This window comes from Mucilaginibacter sp. P4_E8, from assembly GCF_056401495.1.
The window spans coordinates 19,429-39,443 of sequence record NZ_JBFUJG010000046.1 but is presented as its reverse complement, the minus strand read 5'-3'; the positions used below and the strand labels follow the sequence as shown (position 1 = coordinate 39,443).

Here is a 20,015-nt window from a genome sequence, read left to right as displayed (position 1 = left end):
TCTGTATCTTTAGGTTGGGTAGTAACCAAAGAAAAATTCTTATCGAACGTAAGCTGGTTAAACAATTTAAAATTCCGGGCTTCACTGGGTAGTTTAGGTAATCAAAACATAGGTAACTATCCATACCAGCAAACCTATAATTTTAAAAGCTATTACAACACCAGAACCAGTTATGCTTATCCTTTTCAGAGTACCACGGTTACCGGTGGAGTGGTTAATAACTCCTTAACTAATCCAGATATTAAATGGGAAACTACCCGGGTATTTGATATCGGTACCGATTTTTCGGTGCTCAACAACAAACTCAGCTTTACGGTTGACTGGTACAACAAGCTAACCTCCGATATCCTGGAAGTAGCTACGCCGCTTACCCCGCTGTATTATGGTCTTACCGCACCAACTATCAATTATGGTAAAATGAAAAATACGGGTATTGAAGCATCTTTTCAATATACTGACCGGTTTGGCCAGGTTGGTTTTTCTTTTGGCGGAACCATACAGGCTAATAAAAATACCCTGGTATCATATGGTGCCCCAGCCCCAAACACGGCAACCAATACCATTAACCAGGAAGGGCAGCCATATGGCAGTTTTTATATGCTCAAGTATGTTGGGATATTCCAATCAGCAGAAGAAATAGCCAATTCGCCTACACAGCAATACAATCCTCAACCCGGTTATATAAAATATGCTGATACCAATAATGACGGAAAAGTTGATGATAGTGACCGGGTAATAGTACCCGGGGCATATCCCAAATTTGATTATTCCTTTAATACAGGTGCAACATGGAAAAACTTTGACCTTACCGTTTTCTTTTATGGTTCTTATGGCCAAAAACTATATGTTAATGGCTGGGGTATACAACCTTTTAACCAGGGGTCACCTCCGCCCAAAGAGTGGCTAAATGCCTGGACGCCTACTAACCATAGTACTACCATGCCAATGGTTTATGTTTTAGGGCAGGGCAACATCAGCAGCAATGCCAATACGGCATCTACCTATTATTTACAGGATGCTTCTTTTTTAAGATTAAAAAACGTTCAGTTGGGTTATAATTTACCGCAAAAGTTTGCAAAACACCTTTTTATGTCGGCGTTGCGCATTTACTTCGCTGGCGATAACTTGTTTACGTTCACCAAGTTCCCGGGGCTTGATCCTGAGCGGGTTGCTTCAAATACAAGGTTTGTTACACACCCCCAAAACCAGGTTTATTCTTTTGGTGTAAGGGCTACATTTTAACATTATTTATTGAAATGACGATGAAAACAGCAACAAAATATTTGATGATCTTTTTAATGGCCACTTTATTGTTTGCCTGCAAAAAGAATCTTTTAGATCAAAACCCGCCGGCTGATATTGATAGCAAGGTTTTTTGGAAAACAAAAAATGATGCAGATATAGCATTAGCCGGTATATACAGTTTTTTTATCCAGGGATTTAACTATACCGCGTCTGGTAATACCGGGCAGGGCTTTGGGGCAGGTACGCCTTATTGGGAAAGTTTGAGCGATAACGCATACAGCGGTGCCTATTCCAACATAGCGCAGGGTGCTATTACACCAACTGTCGGCGGTTTGCAAACAGACGCCTATACCACATCATACAGGGCTGTACAGGCATGTAATACTTTTTTGAGTAACGTACGGAAAATTAATCTGCCTTCGGCCACCTTATATCAATATATAGCTGAAGTTAGGTTTGTGCGGGCCTATTGGTATTTTATGCTTACCCAGCTATATGGCGATGTAGTATTGTCTACCAGCCAAATAACTCTTAACCCGGCAAACAACCAGTTAGGAAGAACGCCAAAATCAGTAGTTACCGATACCATATTGAACGATCTGACCTTTGCGGCCAATAACCTGCCCAATACTGTTTATAGCGGCCACGCGGTTAAGGCAACCGCTTTGGGCTATATGGTAAAGGTATATTTATCAAGACATCAGTATCAGCTGGCGGCTACCACAGCTAATACGATCATGACCGATGGTAAATTCAGTATTTACACCGGCGGTTATAAAAACTTATTTCTAAAACCCGGGCAAAATGGTAACCCTGAAATTATCTTCTCCGGCCGTTACCAGGTTCCAACAGCTTTTAGTCCCGCTGATTATTTATACACCTATAGTTCAAGCTTTCAGCCGTTGGGCTATTTGGTTAATGATTATGAATGTACAGACGGGCAACCTATTGCCACATCGCCTTTGTACAACCCGGCAAAGCCATATATAAACCGCGACCCCAGATTGCTGGCCACTATATTAACTCCCGGGGTTTTATACAAAGGTGGAATCCCCTTTGTTCCGGCAGATCTTGGTGCTACAGCAGGTTTCCTTAACAAAAAAGGTGTCGATTCAACCCGTGCAACCGTAATTGGAACGCAAAGCGATCAGGATTGGGTGTATTTAAGATACGCTGATGTTTTATTGATGTATGCCGAAGCACAAAACGAAGTTTTGGGCCCTGATGCCAGTGTTTATACCRCTATTAACGCCGTCCGTACACGCCCCGGTGTAAATATGCCACCTATACCAGCCGGCCTTTCTCAAGCTGATATGCGCGACCGCATACGACATGAAAGAAGAATAGAGCTGGCACTGGAAGGGCAAAGATACTTTGATCTGAAAAGATGGGCTTTGGACAGGGTAATTATACCAACTATTAAAGATCCGAACGCCGCCCAGCGAACATTCCCACTGCGCGATACCATTTGGCCGGTTCCGCAAACAGAAATTGATATTGCCAAAGCGGTAGGTAATAACGCATTCAAGCAAACGCCTGGTTATTAAAATATTTATTTAAAAAATAAATGAAAATCATTAAAAACGTAAAGGCGGCCATCTGTCTGATATTGCTTGCTATGGCTTGTCCATCTATATTATTTGCTGCCGGTAATATTATTGTTTACAGTCCCGACAAGCAGGTCCGTTTAGAAGTGTTTGATCAGCAGGGAACCATATCATACAGTGTTCATTACAAAAATAAAGCGGTTATCAATACCTCTGCCATGCAGATCAGCATTGACCAAACAATGCTCACCAGCCAGGCTACTATTGGGGAAAGTACAACTTATAACATAAATGAAACCTATCCCTGGTATGGGGCGCATTCCATAGCTGTAAACCACTTTAATGGCGCAAAAATTAAGCTACTTCATGGTAAAATCAGCTTTTTACTTGATGTAAGGGTGTTTAACGATGCGGCCGCTTTTAGCTTTACTATACCGGGCAGCAAGAACAGTAGCCGTATCCCTGATGAATCAACTGAATTTAACATACCTGCCGGGAGCACCATCTGGTATCATGATCTTAACGGGCACTATGAAGGGCAGCATGTAAAAAAACTGATCGATTCTGTGAAAACCGGGCAGTGGATAGCGCCACCTGCCACATTCAAACTCCCAGATGGCACCGGATATGCTGCTATTACCGAAGCTGATTTGAAAGATTATGCGGGGATGGCTTTACAAGCCAACGGACAAGGTAAGCTGATTTTACAATTAGCTGATCATCATCCCATATCACATCCTTATGAGTTACGGTACAGCAAAGATGATATAGCAAGGGTTTCAAAGCCCGCAGCAATCAGCGGAACTATTAATACCCCATGGCGGGTGGTCATGCTTGGTGCTGATCTGAATACCCTGGTCAATTGCGATGTGGTGCATAATTTATGCACTCCGCCTGATAAAAAATATTTTCCCGAAGGGATACACACCGCATGGGTAAAACCGGGCCGGGCAGTTTGGCAATACCTGGATGGAGCTGGCGATAAAACGGTGAATAATATGAAGGAGTATTCCAGGCTTGCTGCCGAATTGGGATTTGAGCATAACATACTGGAAGGTTTTTGGGAAAAATGGAGCGATGACGAAATTAAAGATCTGGTAAGTTATTCCAAACAACGTGGTGTGAGCATTTGGGTATGGATGCACTCCAAAAATTTACGCGACTCCAGTGTAAGGCACGCCCAGTTTAAACGCTGCCATGATTTAGGGATATCGGGTTTGAAAATTGATTTTTTTGATAATGAAGCTAAGGAAGTTGTAGACCTGTATCAGGATATTTTATTAGAGACAGCCCAATTGCATTTAATGGTCGATTTTCATGGCGCCAATAAACCTACAGGCCAGTTGCGCACATGGCCAAATGAACTGACACGTGAAGCGGTTAAGGGTATGGAGTCGAGTAAATTAGAGGATAGGGCCACCCATAGTACAACCATTCCATTTACTCGTTTTTTGGTCGGCCCGGCAGAATACACCCCGGTACATTTTGGCGAACGCCGTAAAAATACCACGTGGACCAATCAAATTGCCAGCGCGGTTATTTTAAGCGCACCGGTATTAACGTATGCCGCCAGTCCGCAACATTTATTGGCAAACCCCGGTGTGGATATTATTAAAAGCATTCCATCTATATGGGACGAAACAATTGTATTAAAGCCATCAGAAATAGGAGAGCTGGCTGTATTTGCACGCAGAAAAGGGAATACCTGGTTCCTGGCCGTTATGAACGGGACTCAGCCCAAAAGCATTCAGATACCGCTTAGTTTTTTAAAATCATCTGCTAAATGCACCAGCATTAATGATGATCCTGATAACACCGGTGCTTTAAAAACGGGAAGTTCCACGGCAAAAGCTACCGATGTATTGTCACTGAATTTAGGTGTTGGTGGGGGATACGTAGGAAGGTATACCATACAGTAATAAATATTAAAAATTTATAAAGCCGATCAAATGAAAAAGCTCATAGTTTATCCGATATTATTTATACTCAATTTAATGATAACGCCTTTATTAATGGCGCAAACTAAAACGGTTACGTTAGATTATTTTTTTAATAATGAGTACCGTAAAAACCCGGCAGGAGGGGCAGACCGTTTTCACTACACCTGGGAAGATACCAAAAGCAGCGGTTTCTCCATTTTGGGGGATATTTTTAAAAAGAACGGGGTCAGTCTGCAAAGCCTTGAAAATGAGCCAACTGCTGAGAGCTTAAAAGGAACAGATATTTACATTATTGTTGATCCTGACACTAAGAAAGAAACCGCAGATCCGCATTACATCGAAACCAGACATATTGAAGTTATTGCCAATTGGGTTAAACAAGGCGGTGTGCTGCTTTTAATGGCCAATGACAGCGCCAATGCCGAACTGCCGCATTTGAATAATCTGGCAGCAAAATTTGGGATCCATTTTAATGATGATTTGTACAAACACGTGATAGGAACTCAATTTGAAATGGGGGCTATAAACATCCCTGCGAATGATGCCATATTTAAAACCGCCAAAAAGATTTACCTGAAAGATATTGCCACACTTAAACTATCACCACCGGCAAAACCCGCATTGGTTGATAGCGCGCATGTGATTGTTGGTACAGCCAAATACGGTAAAGGTTTAGTGATAGCTGTGGGTGACCCGTGGTTATATAATGAGTATACCAACGGACGACTGCCTGCAGCAATGGGGTTTGATAATGATAAAGCCGCCGATGACCTGAGTAAGTGGCTGCTAAAACAGATTCCGGTAAAAAGTAAATGATAAAGGTGCCATTGTTAATAGAATCATATTATTGATAAGTAATGCTTTCAGAAACTGAATTGGTCATATTAATTAAGGCAGGTGATATACAGGCCTTTGACGAGTTTTATAAAAGAAACTGGCGGCCTTTGTATCAAATGGCCTATCGTTCAACCTGTTCGCAGGAGGATGCGAAGGACCTTGTACAAACGATTTTTATCAGTCTATGGAATTGCAGATGCAGCATAAACCCCGAGCGTTACAATACTTCCTATCTTTTCAGGATATTGAAAAATAACATCATTAATTTTTACAAACAGGATTCGGCCCGGAAAAAGAGGTTAGAAAACTTATTACATCCCGATAGCACAAACCACTATACCAATGAGGATAACCTGATAGCTAAAGAATTGTCTGTTGTAATTGAGGGGGAGATCAGAGAGTTGCCAAAGAAAATGCAGGAGGTTTTTATTTTATCAAGGCAACAAAATCTGTCTGTTAGTGAAATTTCAGAAACCCTTAACATTACCCAGCGCACCGTTAAAAATCAGCTTTCAAATGCTTTGAAGATATTACGGACAAAATTGGGGATGCTTTAACAAGGTGCATTTTTATAAATAAAATGTAAATAAGTCTGGTACCTAAACCGCTTGGCTTTGTATATATAGTATCAAACCAAAAGCTGCCTTTAAGCAGTTGATATAAACTTAAAACAGATTATCATGATGCAATGGCGACGGCCCGTCTCTGGCTATAAAGTTGGGGAGGATCATCTTCAGGACGAAGAAGCTATGCGTGCTGTAGAGAAAGAAATGCTTAATCATATCCATAAAGAAATTTTTGGGAAATGGCATTTTATAAAAACCTCTGCCGCTAAGTATACCATGGCCGCCTCTTTATTGCTGATGTGCTGTTCTGCGCTTTTTTACATGAAATTATCGAAAGATAAAACTAACTGGATAGCTATAACTGCGAAAAAAGGAAATATTAAAATTGTGACCCTGCCCGATGGATCAACGGTTTGGCTCAACTCTGGCTCGGTAATTAAATTTCCTGAACGTTTTGGCAAAACCAGGGAAATACAATTGGTTAACGGCGAAGCATATTTTGATGTAAAACATGATAACAATTCGCCATTTATAGTTCGTTATGGCAGCTTACATGCCCGGGTGTTAGGAACCGCGTTTAACGTAAAATTTTATAAAAACCTGAGCGATGTAAGGTTAACAGTTACCAGGGGACGTGTTGAGGTTGGTAATAAAGCAGCAAGTTTTGGTGTACTTACGCTCAATAAAGAAATGATTTATAACCAAAAAGGAGCTACCCATCTGATCAGAACAGTAGATGCCGAAAAAGTAGTTGCCTGGAAATCAAATGAGATCAATTTGTACAGTGTTCCATTTAATGAGCTGGCCATGAGGTTAGAAAATACTTATAACGTTCACATAAATTATGATCACGAAAAAATAGATCATTTAATAACAACCATCCATTTTTCAAACGGTAACAATTTACAATATGTGCTGGAAATTATTAAAACCATCCATCATTTGGATTATATGGTAAAAGGAAAGGAGGTTTATCTTGAAAAAAGCCTGAACAATTAAGCCCTGATAAAGCCAATATCCCAGGCTGAGGGCCGGGGATACTGACAAAAGTGTAGATATAAATTATTGGCAGGTTCCAAGCTAATCCAATAATTCACCTTAGTTTTTTTTTAACAAAAAACCTCGTAAAGATGATAAAAAAACATACTAAATTATTTACTTTTTTTAAGAAAGTATCAATGATTGTTATTATCGGCATAATGACATTTAGCCAGATACAAGCGAAAGGAACAGAGGATCAGGTTTCAGACTATCCTGTTAAAATTTCGTTTGGTAACGAATCATTGCAAAGCTCAATTGATAAGCTTGAAAAACAATCAAATGTTAAATTTTCCTATAACCCGGCAGACTTAAAGGGTTATACTATCACTCCGCATAAATTTCAAAATGAACCCCTGGGCAAAATCTTGAATTACTTATTTGCTAAAACCCATCTGTCTTTTAAAGACGTAAATACAGGAATAGTAATTTATGATAAAACGGCGTCATTAAAAACAAGTTTGCTAACCGACAAAGCCGATGATCAAAATGTAAAAAATGAATCGGCCGATATTACTGTTACGGGTAAGGTATCTGATTTAAGCGGTCCGTTACCAGGTGTTTCTGTAGGGATTGAAGGTAGCGGGAATGGGGTAATTACTAATGCAAATGGTAATTATACGCTCAAAGCAGCTCCGAATGCAACCCTGAAATTTTCTTCTATCGGATATAAAACACAACTGATAGCTGTTAACAATCAAACAGTTATTAATGTAACCATGATAAGTGACCTAAAATCACTGAATGATGTTATCGTGGTTGGTTATGGTGTTCAGAAAAAATCAGACGTAACAGGTTCAATTGTTTCTGTTAATGAGCAGGCGCTTCGTGACATTCCGGCCGCCAATATAGGTCAGGCATTACAGGGGCAGGCTGCAGGCGTTGATATCCAAAAAAGTAACGGTAATAGTCATCCGGGTGCTGCGCCCTCTATTTTGATCAGGGGAACCAGATCCATAAATGCGTCCAATTCACCTTTAATTGTAGTTGATGGTATTCCCTTTAACGGGAGCCTTAATGATATAAACCCTGATGATATCGTTTCGTTAGAAGTATTAAAAGATGCCTCATCAACCGCTATTTACGGATCAAGGGGTGCTAATGGTGTTTTATTGGTTTCAACCCGTCGCGGAAAAAAAGGCGGTACAACTGTATCTTATAGTGGTTATGCCGGTTATAACAAACCAATGGGGCATTATAATATCATGAACGGGCCGCAATTTGAAGACCTGAAAAAATGGGGCCTGATTAACGGGAACCCTGGCAAATATACAGGGATCGATGATCCGGCCTTTTTAACGGATGGCTCTTTTGCACCACAGGAAGTGGCATCAATTAAAAGCGGACGCAATACCGACTGGCAAAACCTCATCTATAAAACAGGTTTTGTAACCGATCATCAGTTGGGTGTTTCTGGCGGTAACGAATTAACCCAGTATGCCATATCAGGTGGGTATTATAACGAAACTGGTATTTATTTTGGCCAGTCATTTGTGCGTTATTCCCTCAAGTTAAGCATTGACCAGCAATTAGGCAAAAATGTTAAAATTGGTTTAAGCAGCTTAAACACGCTAAGTTATACCAATGGCGAAAACGCGAACCCACTTGGTCAGGCGCTCAGGGCAAGCCCGCTTTCAACACCTTATGATGACGTTACCGGCAAATTGGTAGGTTTTACCGCAGGGAGCGCTAACCAGGTATGGAATCCCCTTGCTAATTTTGTTCCAGGTGCTGTAGCCGAAACGCGTAAACGGTTCGGGACTTTTACTACGGCTTATGCCGAGGTTAATCTGGCTCCGGGGTTAAAATACAGGTTTAATGGCGGTGCCGAAATACGACCTGATATATACGGAAACTATTATGCCAGCGCTACCACCAATAACCTGGGTGGTGCATCAACCGCAAATAACCAAAGTACTTACAGCTACAACTACACGCTTGAAAATATTTTAACTTACGACAGAATAATCGCGCAAAAGCACCATATCAATTTTACCGGTCTTTACAGCTTGCAGGAAAGCCAGTTGCAGTCGAACTCATTTAGTTATAATAATATTTTATCAGACGGTGTTCAGTATTTTAACCCGCAATACGGATCAAACCTGAGCGGATCAGGGTCCTATTCAAAATGGGATATCATATCCTATATGGCCAGGGTAAATTATGGATATGCCAATAAATACCTGGTTACGTTAACCATGCGTTCAGACGGGTCATCCCGCCTGGCCCCGGGTAACAAATATCATGTGTTCCCATCAGCAGCCGTGGCCTGGAATGTTACACAGGAGCCTATGTTAAAGGATTCACATGTGCTATCAAATCTTAAATTAAGGGCAAGCTACGGTACGGTAGGTAATACAGCAATCGATCCTTACCAAACTCTCGGTGCTTTAACATCAGTTAATTATAACTTTGGCTCTACTAACCTGACTGGCGCTTATCCAACAAGTGTACCTAACCCCAATTTAACCTGGGAGTATACATCTACGCTAAACATCGGGACTGATTTTGGATTTTTTGACGGCCGGATCACGGGCGCGGTTGATGCCTATCGTCAGTCTACCCGGTCATTGTTGTTGCCATTATCATTGCCGCCAACATCGGGCATACCTAACAGTATTTTAACCAATGTTGGGCAAACTCAAAACAAGGGTATTGAAGTAAGTTTGAGTACCATTAATATACCAGGCAATGGCCGAAGCAGCTTTAGCTGGACCACTAACTTTAATATCACTTTCAACAGAGGAAAAGTAACCAAACTATCGAGTGGTGTTACTCAGGATATAACCAATAACCTGTTTGTGGGACAACCTATAAATTCCATATTTGATTATAAGAAAATCGGGATCTGGCAAAATACAGCCGCCGACACGGCTCAGGCTAAAAGTCTGGGGTTGACCACCACAGGTACAGGATCTGTTATAGGTACCATTAGAGTAGAAGATGTAAATAAGGATGGAAAGATAAATGCCAGCGACAGGATTATACTCGGATCAAATCAGCCAAAATATACAGGTGGGTTTACTAACCGTATTGCTTACAAGGGGTTTGATTTTACAGTGGTTGGCGTTTACAGGGTTGGCGGTTTAATAACTTCCAGATTATTCCAGAGCGGTAGTTTTATCAACACCTTCCAGGGGAATTACAATAATATAAATGAGGATTACTGGACCCCGACCAATCATCAGAATTATTATCCTAAGCCAAATTCAGCGTCAACCAATACGCCGTACTCATCATTGCTAAGCTATTTTGATGGAACTTTCCTTAAAATAAGGAGCATGACCTTAGGCTATTATATGCCTGAAGCCATAACAAAGCGTATTAAAGCAAGATCATTAAGGATATATGCAACGGTGCAAAACCCCTTTATACTTTTTTCACCGTACCGCGATACATTTCATGGTCTTGACCCGGAAACAGCCGGAACTTTAAACGTGGATACGCCTCCCACAAAGTCAGTTACATTCGGTATTAACATGACACTTTAAATTGAAATAAGATGAAAAGGATATCTATATATTTATGCACCTGTTTGTTTTTAGGTTTGATAACTACAGCTTGTAAAAAAACACTGGTAGAAGACCCAAAATCAACCCTTACCCCGGCTTTTTTCTCTACAAGCCAGGGCTTTCAGGCCGGTCTTACCGCGGCTTATGCCGGGTTTAGGACTATTTGGGGCCCTGATAGTTATTTTGAAATGACCATACCCGGAACCGACGAGTTTATTGCCGGTAATGATGGTAATAACGGCCTGGTAAAATATAACAGTAACTTTAACACCGCAGATGGTATAGTTGCCGGAATCTGGAAAAATTGCTACACCTATATTAATACTTGTAATGGGTTGATCAATAATGTCCCGGCCGGGGTTGATGCCACAACAGCGGCAAGTATGGTTGCCGAAGCTAAGTTTCTGCGGGCAAATTACTACTTTATATTAGTACAGTCCTGGGGCGATGTAACCTTGAATAAAACCTTTCAGGCAACTCCAACAACCTCTGCCACGCGTGCCCCAATGGCTGATGTGTATAATTTTATAATCCAGGATTTGAAAGATGCTGTAGCTGTCCTTCCTGCAGGCCCGTTAACCAGCGGTGTGCTTCCGGGTAAGGCTACAAAGGCCGCGGCTATGCACATGCTGGCTAAGGTTTATTTAACAAGAGCAGGTTCATCGGCCAAGCAATCAGATGATTATAAAAATGCCTATACTACTGCTACTGATTTGATCAATAATGTTGCCCCGGCTGCAGGCTTAAGGTTACAGCAGGATTTTGCAAGTGTATATGCAGAAGGAAATGAAGCTAACAGCGAAATATTATGGACGGTACAACACACACCAACATTAGCTTATAACGGATCGCCTACACAAAATAACAGCGGCCCTGATAACTTATTGTGCCATTTATTTGCACCTAAATATGAGGTGCAGCCAGGTATGCAGCGCAGTACACTTTACGGTCGCCCTTATATACGTGTGGTGCCTACACATTGGCTTACTGATACTGTATTTAGTGAAAGGGTGAATGATCAGCGCTATAAAAAAACATTTCAAACCATGTGGTTATGCAACAACGCAGCCTCTGTACCTACCTGGCCCAATCCTTTACCAGCCGGTGCCCCCGCTGGAGCCCAGCCCGGTGCGCCTAAATTTGCGGTTGGTGATACAGCAATATGGATGCCGGGTTATGAAATGACAGCTGCACAGATTGCCAGCTATCGCTACCAGGTTATCCCGCCAAGTAAATATAGTATTGCGCTGTCACCTACTATGATCAAATATTTTGATACCAAACGGCCTGATCAAAACTCGCCCTCCAGCCGGCCAATCATTATATACAGGTTAGCAGAAACCTATTTAATTGCCGCCGAGGCATTATATATGGATGGGCGCGCGGGTGATGCAGTGCAGTACATAAACAAGATACGCGAAAGAGCGGCCTATCCATCAGGTAACGTGGCAGCAATGGATATCACTGCCGATAAACTTACATTGGATTTTATTTTGGATGAGCGGTCAAGAGAACTATGCGGCGAACAAATGCGCTGGACTGACCTGGTGCGAACAGGTAAATTGCTGGAACGGGTAAAGCTGCATAATACTGATGGAAAAAGTAATATAAAGCCTTTTCATGTATTACGACCGATTCCGCAAACACAGATCGACGCAACAATTACCGGTACGCCGTACCCTCAAAATCCTGGTTGGTAAACCAGGGTTTTGAGGTATTAATTTGTATACAAAACCTATGAATAATAGTATGAAAAGTAAACTGTTCAGATCAATGATGGCACTTACAGTGTTCGCTGTAAGCATAACGCTTTATGCCCTAAAACCGGCGGCGGATGTAGTACCCGATGCCGATAACGCGGGTTTAAAATTGCCTGCCGGATTTGGTGCCTTAAAAGTTGCCGAAACTGGTGCAAAAGCAAGGCATTTGGTGGTTACCCCGCAGGGCGATATTTACGTAAAGCTGGCGAGGCCGACAAAAGAAGGTAAGGGTATTTTGGTGTTCCACGAAGCCCCAAACGGCAAGGCCGAACTTAAAACAAGCTTTGGCACTTACGGCGGTACAGAGGTTTATTTAAAAAACGGATACCTGTATGCATCCTCAAATACCGAGGTATTCAGGTATAAAGTGAACGATAAAAATGAAGTGATCAATCCTGATGCGCCTGAAAAAATAGTTACGGGTTTAAAGGCAGGACGCCAGCATGAAACCAAATCATTTACATTGGATAATGATGGCAATATTTATGTAAACATAGGTGCCTGGTTTAATTCGTGCCAGGAAAAAGACCGGGGGCTGCATTCACCTGGGATACCGGGTTGTCCTATACTTGATTCTATGGGCGGCGTATGGCAGTTTAGGACTGATAAATTAAATCAAACCTATAGTGATGGCGTAAGATATGCGACAGGCTTAAGAAACATGGTAGGTATGGATTGGAACCAGCAGGATAACCAGCTTTTTGTAATGCAGCATGGCAGGGATAATCTGAATAGTTCATGGCCCGAATTGTATACCACCAAACAATCTGCAGAGTTACCCGCCGAATGTTTATATGCCCTTAAAAAAGGTGATAATGCCGGCTGGCCGTATATGTACTACGACCAGGTGCAGCATAAAAAGATCCAGGCTCCTGAGTATGGCGGCGACGGGAAAAAAGAAGCTGATGCTAAATTCATTGACCCTGCTGTGGCTTATCCCGGTCACATGGCGCCCAATGGTTTGTTGTTTTACACCGGCGATCAATTCCCTGCAAAATACAAGAACGGGGCCTTCATCGCTTTTCATGGTTCCTGGAACCGGGCTCCTGAACCTCAGGCCGGATATTTTGTGGTTTTTCAACCATTTAAAAATGGAAAGCCCGACGGTAACTGGGACGTATTTGCTGATGGCTTTTCGGGCTCACCAGAAAAAACAGCGGCCGGCCGTGCCGACCACCGCCCTTGCGGCCTTGCCCAGGGCGCTGATGGTTCCTTGTACGTTACTGATGACTCAAAAGGCACCATATACCGTATTGTCTACACTAAAAAGTAATTACCGCAATGAAGAAATATGTCACGGTCATCATCTTTATTTTTAGCTGTTTTCAGTTAATGGCCCAGGTTAAAACCAAAGCTAAACCCCGGCCTGCAGGAGCTTTAACTGCTTCAGTGGCCAGCGGCAAAAGCATCTATGTAAAATATTGTTTAACCTGCCACCAGGCCGATGGGGGCGGAGTGCCGAATATGAATCCCCCGTTAATTAAAACATCTTATGTGTTGGGCGATAAAACCCGCCTGATCAAAGTGGTGCTTAATGGGTTCTCAGAAAACGTTGATATTGATGGTGAATCATACTCCAATATCATGCCGGCACATGATTTTTTGAAAGACAAGGAAATTGCAGATGTGCTAACCTATGTCAGGAAAAGTTTTACCAATAAAGCGGGGTCAATTAGTACAGCACAGGTAAAAACAGTAAGGGCCGCTAACAAAAAGTAAATCACTATTTATAAAACAGATATCCAATTTAACAACTCAAATAATGAAATCATTTTTATACTTATTGCTGATCGGTTGCTCGACAACAGCATTTGGGCAGGCCACCAATACCGAAGATATAGTCCGTCGGGTTGCTGATAATGTAATTCAAAATACCTCCTTTAAGTTCATCAATACCAGCACCAACGAAAAATATGATTCGACCAAAGGTTTAGCTTCATCGCCTGACATTAAAGCCGATAGCAAGTACAATAAATGGGCTTATGTAAATGGTGTTTTAAGCATAGGTATGATACAAACGGCTGATGTACTTAACGATAAAAAATACTCAGATTATTCGCAACGCAATTTTGCTTTCATTTTTGATAACCTTAGTTATTTTGAAACCCTTCGCAAAGCCAAAGCGCCAAAGGTGGAGTATAACGCCGTATTTAATATCACCAATCTTGATGCCTGCGGGGCCATGTCGGCCGGGCTATTTGACGTGGATGCTCTGGCAAACAGAAAGGATTATAAGGCTTATTTAAGCAGGTCGGCCGATTATATTTTAACTAAACAAATGCGTCTGCCCGATGGCACACTTTCGCGCCCTACCCCACGAAACATGACCCTTTGGGCCGATGATATGTTTATGAGCATCCCGTTTTTAGCTCGCATGGGCAAACTTACCGGCGACAGCAAATATTTTGATGACGCTATAAAACAGGTAGAGAATTTCAACAAATATCTTTATGACCCCACTACAGGTCTTTTCTTCCATAATTATTATTCAGACGATCAAACCAATGGAGTTGGTCACTGGGGGCGCAGCAACGGCTGGATAGCCATGGCAACGGTTGAGTTGTTAAATAATTTGCAGGCAAACCATCCCAAACGCCCGGAACTGATCAAATTGCTGCTGAGACAAATTGTAGGTTACGCTCGCTACCAGGATCAGACCGGTTTATGGCACCAGCTGCTGGATAAACCAGATTCATACCTCGAAACATCAGTTACAGCCATGTTTACTTATGCCGTAGCTCGTGCAGTAAACCAGGGCTGGATCAATGAAAAATATATAGCCATTGCCCGCGAAGGATGGAAAGGATTGCTTACTAAAGTTACAACTAATGGCGAGTTGCAGGATGTTTGTATTGGTACCAACATGGATACTGATATTAAATTTTACTATACCCGGCCAACCGAACTAAATGATACGCATGGTATCGGTGCTTTTTTATTAGCCGGAACCGAAGTGCTTAAAGCAGAAAGGAAAAAATAACCATGTACAGGTCAGTTAGGTTATTGTTGGTTGTCATTTTTACCGTAGCATGTAATTTAAACTTATTTGCTGCCGATGTGGATATCACCGCTTATGGAGCTGTGGGCAATGGCACAACATTAAATACAGAGGCTATTCAAAAAGCGATTGACGCGTGTTATAAAAGTGGTGGCGGTAAGGTTATTATCCCTTCGGGGATATTTTTAACAGGCACTATCTCGCTGAATGACAACATTACCCTACAACTAAAAAAAGGTGCTGTTTTACTGGGCAGTACCGATGTTAACGATTATAAGAATCTGGATCCGTTTGTAGATGGACTTGGTATAAGCGTTGGCTGGGCGCTGGTGGTAGCTGTCGATAAAAAAAATATAAGCATTGAGGGCGAAGGCACAATTGACGGCCAGGGCTCAAAATTAAAAGCACAGCAAATATTAACGGATACCCGCCCCGAATCGCAGCGTTGGGGGCGGCGTCCGTTTTTATTGCGGGTTGTACGCTGCCAGAATGTTGCTGTAAACGGTGTTACCCTAAATTATGCTGCCGCCTGGACATCGCATTACTTTCAGTGCAGACAGGTAAATATTAAAAATGTAAAAATTGTAAGTAGGGGAGTAGCACATAATGATGGGATGGATATAGATGGTTGCCAGGATGTTACTATTAAAGATTGTGATGTGATAAGCGGTGATGACGCCTTGTGCTTTAAAACAACATCGAGCAAAATGGCCTGTAAAGATATCGTTGTTTCGGGCTTGCGGTTAAAAAGTGGGCAGGGCGCTATCAAGATCGGCACGGAATCCATGGCACCATTCCAGAACATCAAAATATCGCAATGTTATATTTACGATACAACCAATGGCGGCATCAAACTGCTTTCGGTTGATGGGGCAAATATCAGTAATATTCAAATTAGTGATATCACCATGGTCGAAGTAAAAACGCCAATCCTCATTCGTTTAGGTGCAAGGCTAAGTGTATTTCGCAAAGATCAGGATACACAACAACCTATCGGAACCCTGGAAAACGTGACCATCAAAAATGTAAAAGCAAAAGCGGCAGATAATGCGCAGCTCATGCCGCCATCGGGTATCCTGATAACAGGTATTCCTGGTCACGACATTAAAAACCTGACATTAGAAAACATAGAGATTAACCTGGCAGGCGGCGGCAGCAATGAAAATGCCCGGCAGGTCATACCCGAGGCCATTGATAAATACCCTGAAGTAAAAACATTTGGTCCACTGGTGCCGGCTTACGGCGTTTGGGCCAGGCATGTTGATGGATTAAAGCTCAATAATGTAAAATTTACCCTGAGCCATAATGATTTCAGACCCGCCTTTATCTGTGAGGATGGGAAAAATTTGGAGTTAAATAATTGGACAATTCCCGAAACCACCGGGGCCCAGGCTGTAATAAGATTAGAGAATGTTGCAGGGGCGCACATAAATAATAACACAGTTGCCGGTTCGGCCGATGCATTTGTGCGCGTTGAGGGCAGTACAAGCCGTGATGTGCATATCCTGAAAAATAAAATCCCCGGTATTCAAAAGAAGGTTGAACTATCTGCTGATCTGAAGGCCGGCACGGCTGTTTTGGATTAGAAGTAAAGAATTGATAATAAAATTGGAATGAAGGCAAATATTTACAAAATACTTTTAGGCTTGGTTTTTATGTTGCCGTACACGGTTTACGCCCAGCAGGTTGCATTACCACAGCAAACAGATCGCTGGGCAATTCAGCCCGACGGAAGTATTAAATGGACCATTAATGGTAGGCTGCCGCATACAGATCATATTGAAATGTCGGGCGAAAAAGTATCTGTCTGGGTTCAGTATGGCTTAGATAGCGCCGGCAGATCATCTATTTCCAGAACCGTGGTGTTTCCCACATTCAGGATGCTGCCCGATGGTACCCGTACCCATATTGATTATACTTTTCAGGATAGTGGGTTGCCCCGGTTTTACATTAATAACAGGCAGTTAAAAACTGATCTGGCCAGCGGGAAAAAGTCGGGTGATCTTTCGTATAATATCAAAAGTATAAGTCACAAAGGCATTATGCAGATCGAGGCTACAACGGGTAATCCCGCGCTGGTAAAAATTGACCGGAGTATTTTTCCATCGGTAAATAAACCTATGGTTATTGAAAAGTTTGTGTTCACCAATACCATGGATAAGCCAGTTAATATTTCTATGGAATACCTGCGGCATGAGGTTAGGACGGATAGCCTTAAAAGTAAAGTAAGGCCGCATTCTATCATCATGGGATCTGCGAATAGTGGCAGCCGGGTAGTACAACCCGGTGAGCATACCTCTTTTGCCGTTTACTATCTGGCAACAGATTTTCCCGCTCAGCCCATTACTGTTAATGCCGATGCGGAAGAAAAAGCCCGTGAAAACCGTATAAATACTATTTTATCACCACTGCAATTAAAAACCCCGGATACCTTATTGAATACTGAGTTTTCATTTGCCAAGATCCGCGGAACGGAGAGCATTTACAAAACTAAAGTAGGGTATTTGCATAGTCCCGGTGGTCTTGCTTATTATGCCGCCATTTGGGCAAATGACCAGGCAGAGTATACCAGCCCCTTCTTCGCGTTTTTGGGCGATAGTATTGGTAACCTATCAGCCATGAACTGCTACCACCTGTTTGCCAAATATATGAACCCGGAATACGAGCCCATCCCCAGCTCTATAGTAGCCGAAGGTGATGCGGTATGGAAAGGTGCCGGCGACCGGGGCGACCAGGCCATGATCGCCTACGGAGCTTCCAGGTATGCATTAGCTTATGGCCAACCTGATTCTGCAAAGAAATTGTGGCCGCTCATCACCTGGTGCTTGGAATATAGTCACCGGAAATTAAATGATCAGGGCGTAGTTAACTCAGATCATGATGAATTGGAGGGGCGCTTTCCATCGGGAAAAGCCAACCTGTCAACCAACAGCCTTTATTATGATGCGTTGATATCCGCGGCCTATCTTGGCAAACAATTACATCAGCCAAAAGCACAAACAGATGAGTATTTAAAGCAGGCGGCTATGCTAAAAAGCAATATCGAAAAATACTTTGGCGCAAATATAGAAGGTTTTGATACTTATAAATATTACGAAACCAATGATGTACTGCGCGCCTGGATCTGTCTGCCATTGACCGTGGGAATTTTTGACAGGAGCGAGGGGACGATCAACGCACTGTTTTCGCCCCGTTTATGGACGGCTGATGGATTAGCTACACAGGCCGGTAAGGAAACCTTTTGGGACCGGTCAACCCTGTATGCGCTTCGGGGTGTATTGCAGGCTGGCAAAACCGAAAAAGCAATGGATTATCTACGTTATTATTCGCGTAGAAGACTGTTGGGAGAGCATGTGCCATATCCTGTAGAAGCTTATCCTGAGGGTAACCAAAGGCATCTGTCTGCCGAGAGCGGACTTTACTGCAGAATATTTACTGAAGGACTGTTTGGTATACGGCCAACCGGTTTTAACGGTTTTAATTGCACGCCACGGTTACCAAAAGGTTGGAATGAAATGGCCTTAAATAATATCCACTCGTTCGGTCACATATTCGATCTTAAAATATCACGTCAAAGCAAGGAGAAATTAAATATTACCATAACCGAGGGCAGCAAAACAATTAAATACAAAATAAATGATGGTGCTACACAGGCAGTGTTGTTATAAACATCAAATGACTCAAATAAATGAACAAATTTTTTAGATATATCCTGCCTGTTTTAATGATGGTTGTTGCTCATAACAGCAACGCGCAAACACATCAACTGGAAAAGCTTTGGGAAACCGATACCGTTGTAAGAGTGCCTGAATCAGTTTTACCTGATGCTAAGAAAGGTATTCTATATGTATCCGAAATCGACGGAAACCCTAACGCTGTTGATGGTAAAGGTGGCGTTGCCAAAATTACGGTTGATGGAAAAATTATTAACCTGGATTTTACAACTGGTTTAAATGCACCTAAAGGGCTGGGACGCTTTGGGAATGAGTTGTATGCCGCTGATCTGTCGGAAGTGGCAGTTATTGATATCAATACAGGTAAAGTCAAAAACAAGATCGCTATTGACAGCGCCAAAGCTTTAAATGATATTACTGTTGATAATAAAGGGATTGTTTACGTATCAGACAGCAAAACCAAAAAGATACACCGTATTGAAAATGGCCGTGTAACCACATTTTTAACAAATATAGGTGGGGTAAACGGACTCAAAGCCGTCGGTAGAGATCTTTACATATTGGGTGGGCAAAAATTTATGAAGGCGGATAGCGAGGGTAAACTAACACAAATAGCCATGTTGAGTTGTGGTGGAGATGGTATTGAACCTGTTGGCAACGGCGACTTCCTGATCACCTGCTGGTCGGGGCATATATTTTATGTAACTGCCGATGGTAAAATAGAAACCCTGCTTGATATACAGGAGAAAAAAGTAAATACTGCCGATCTGGCCTATGATACCGGGAAACACATTTTGTATGTGCCCACCTTTTGGGGTAAAAAGGTAATGGCCTTTAAGTTAACAACAGTTAAATAGTATGAGGTTTTATAAAATAAGTTTTATCAAAAAATATTTAG

The 20,015-nt window shown here is 42.2% G+C and carries 14 protein-coding genes; all 14 read left to right on the top strand.

What is annotated here, in order from left to right; genetic code table 11:
- Positions 1-1,242 (top strand): SusC/RagA family TonB-linked outer membrane protein (locus AC1DRQ_RS16985; protein WP_477425820.1); only part of this gene is annotated, 1,242 nt, incomplete at its 5' end.
- Between the two features lie 20 nt (positions 1,243-1,262).
- Entirely contained in the window at positions 1,263-2,792 is a 1,530-nt protein-coding gene (locus tag AC1DRQ_RS16980) for a RagB/SusD family nutrient uptake outer membrane protein (protein WP_477425819.1), read from the top strand.
- A gap of 20 nt (positions 2,793-2,812) precedes the next feature.
- The gene (locus tag AC1DRQ_RS16975; protein ID WP_477425818.1) at positions 2,813-4,711 is read left to right on the top strand and encodes a glycoside hydrolase family 97 protein; all 1,899 of its coding nucleotides are present in this window, start codon (positions 2,813-2,815) and stop codon (positions 4,709-4,711) included.
- Positions 4,712-4,741: 30 nt separating this feature from the next.
- A complete protein-coding gene (locus AC1DRQ_RS16970; protein ID WP_477425817.1) occupies positions 4,742-5,548 on the top strand; it encodes a DUF4350 domain-containing protein in 807 nt (268 codons plus the stop codon).
- 41 nt (positions 5,549-5,589) lie between these two features.
- On the top strand, positions 5,590-6,126 hold the full coding sequence (locus AC1DRQ_RS16965; protein ID WP_477425816.1) for an RNA polymerase sigma factor: 537 nt from the start codon (positions 5,590-5,592) through the stop codon (positions 6,124-6,126).
- A gap of 123 nt (positions 6,127-6,249) precedes the next feature.
- Positions 6,250-7,134, top strand: a complete 885-nt coding sequence (locus AC1DRQ_RS16960) for a FecR family protein (protein WP_477425815.1) — start codon at positions 6,250-6,252, stop codon at positions 7,132-7,134.
- Positions 7,135-7,313: 179 nt separating this feature from the next.
- A complete protein-coding gene (locus tag AC1DRQ_RS16955; RefSeq protein WP_477425814.1) occupies positions 7,314-10,664 on the top strand; it encodes a SusC/RagA family TonB-linked outer membrane protein in 3,351 nt (1,116 codons plus the stop codon).
- Positions 10,665-10,675: 11 nt separating this feature from the next.
- Complete coding sequence (locus tag AC1DRQ_RS16950; protein ID WP_477425813.1) at positions 10,676-12,385, top strand: RagB/SusD family nutrient uptake outer membrane protein; 1,710 nt, start codon at positions 10,676-10,678, stop codon at positions 12,383-12,385.
- A gap of 49 nt (positions 12,386-12,434) precedes the next feature.
- Positions 12,435-13,718, top strand: a complete 1,284-nt coding sequence (locus AC1DRQ_RS16945; protein WP_477425812.1) for a PQQ-dependent sugar dehydrogenase — start codon at positions 12,435-12,437, stop codon at positions 13,716-13,718.
- Positions 13,719-13,726: 8 nt separating this feature from the next.
- On the top strand, positions 13,727-14,164 hold the full coding sequence (locus AC1DRQ_RS16940) for a c-type cytochrome (RefSeq protein WP_477425811.1): 438 nt from the start codon (positions 13,727-13,729) through the stop codon (positions 14,162-14,164).
- A gap of 43 nt (positions 14,165-14,207) precedes the next feature.
- Positions 14,208-15,425, top strand: coding sequence for a glycoside hydrolase family 88/105 protein (locus AC1DRQ_RS16935; RefSeq protein ID WP_477425810.1), 1,218 nt, complete (start codon positions 14,208-14,210; stop codon positions 15,423-15,425).
- A gap of 2 nt (positions 15,426-15,427) precedes the next feature.
- Complete coding sequence (locus tag AC1DRQ_RS16930) at positions 15,428-17,029, top strand: glycoside hydrolase family 28 protein (protein WP_477425809.1); 1,602 nt, start codon at positions 15,428-15,430, stop codon at positions 17,027-17,029.
- Positions 17,030-17,056: 27 nt separating this feature from the next.
- The gene (locus AC1DRQ_RS16925; RefSeq protein WP_477425808.1) at positions 17,057-19,111 is read left to right on the top strand and encodes a hypothetical protein; all 2,055 of its coding nucleotides are present in this window, start codon (positions 17,057-17,059) and stop codon (positions 19,109-19,111) included.
- A gap of 20 nt (positions 19,112-19,131) precedes the next feature.
- The gene (locus tag AC1DRQ_RS16920; RefSeq protein WP_477425807.1) at positions 19,132-19,974 is read left to right on the top strand and encodes an SMP-30/gluconolactonase/LRE family protein; all 843 of its coding nucleotides are present in this window, start codon (positions 19,132-19,134) and stop codon (positions 19,972-19,974) included.
- Positions 19,975-20,015 lie beyond the last annotated feature (41 nt).

Bases quoted from the DNA above. Each gene is read 5' to 3' on its own strand.
- AC1DRQ_RS16970 (WP_477425817.1), top strand. From the start codon at position 4,742: ATGAAAAAGCTCATAGTTTATCCGATATTATTTATACTCAATTTAATG.
- AC1DRQ_RS16930 (WP_477425809.1), top strand. From the start codon at position 15,428: ATGTACAGGTCAGTTAGGTTATTGTTGGTTGTCATTTTTACCGTAGCA.
- AC1DRQ_RS16960 (WP_477425815.1), top strand. From the start codon at position 6,250: ATGATGCAATGGCGACGGCCCGTCTCTGGCTATAAAGTTGGGGAGGAT.
- AC1DRQ_RS16940 (WP_477425811.1), top strand. From the start codon at position 13,727: ATGAAGAAATATGTCACGGTCATCATCTTTATTTTTAGCTGTTTTCAG.
- AC1DRQ_RS16920 (WP_477425807.1), top strand. From the start codon at position 19,132: ATGAACAAATTTTTTAGATATATCCTGCCTGTTTTAATGATGGTTGTT.
- AC1DRQ_RS16965 (WP_477425816.1), top strand. From the start codon at position 5,590: ATGCTTTCAGAAACTGAATTGGTCATATTAATTAAGGCAGGTGATATA.
- AC1DRQ_RS16935 (WP_477425810.1), top strand. From the start codon at position 14,208: ATGAAATCATTTTTATACTTATTGCTGATCGGTTGCTCGACAACAGCA.
- AC1DRQ_RS16950 (WP_477425813.1), top strand. From the start codon at position 10,676: ATGAAAAGGATATCTATATATTTATGCACCTGTTTGTTTTTAGGTTTG.
- AC1DRQ_RS16945 (WP_477425812.1), top strand. From the start codon at position 12,435: ATGAAAAGTAAACTGTTCAGATCAATGATGGCACTTACAGTGTTCGCT.
- AC1DRQ_RS16955 (WP_477425814.1), top strand. From the start codon at position 7,314: ATGATTGTTATTATCGGCATAATGACATTTAGCCAGATACAAGCGAAA.
- AC1DRQ_RS16975 (WP_477425818.1), top strand. From the start codon at position 2,813: ATGAAAATCATTAAAAACGTAAAGGCGGCCATCTGTCTGATATTGCTT.
- AC1DRQ_RS16925 (WP_477425808.1), top strand. From the start codon at position 17,057: ATGAAGGCAAATATTTACAAAATACTTTTAGGCTTGGTTTTTATGTTG.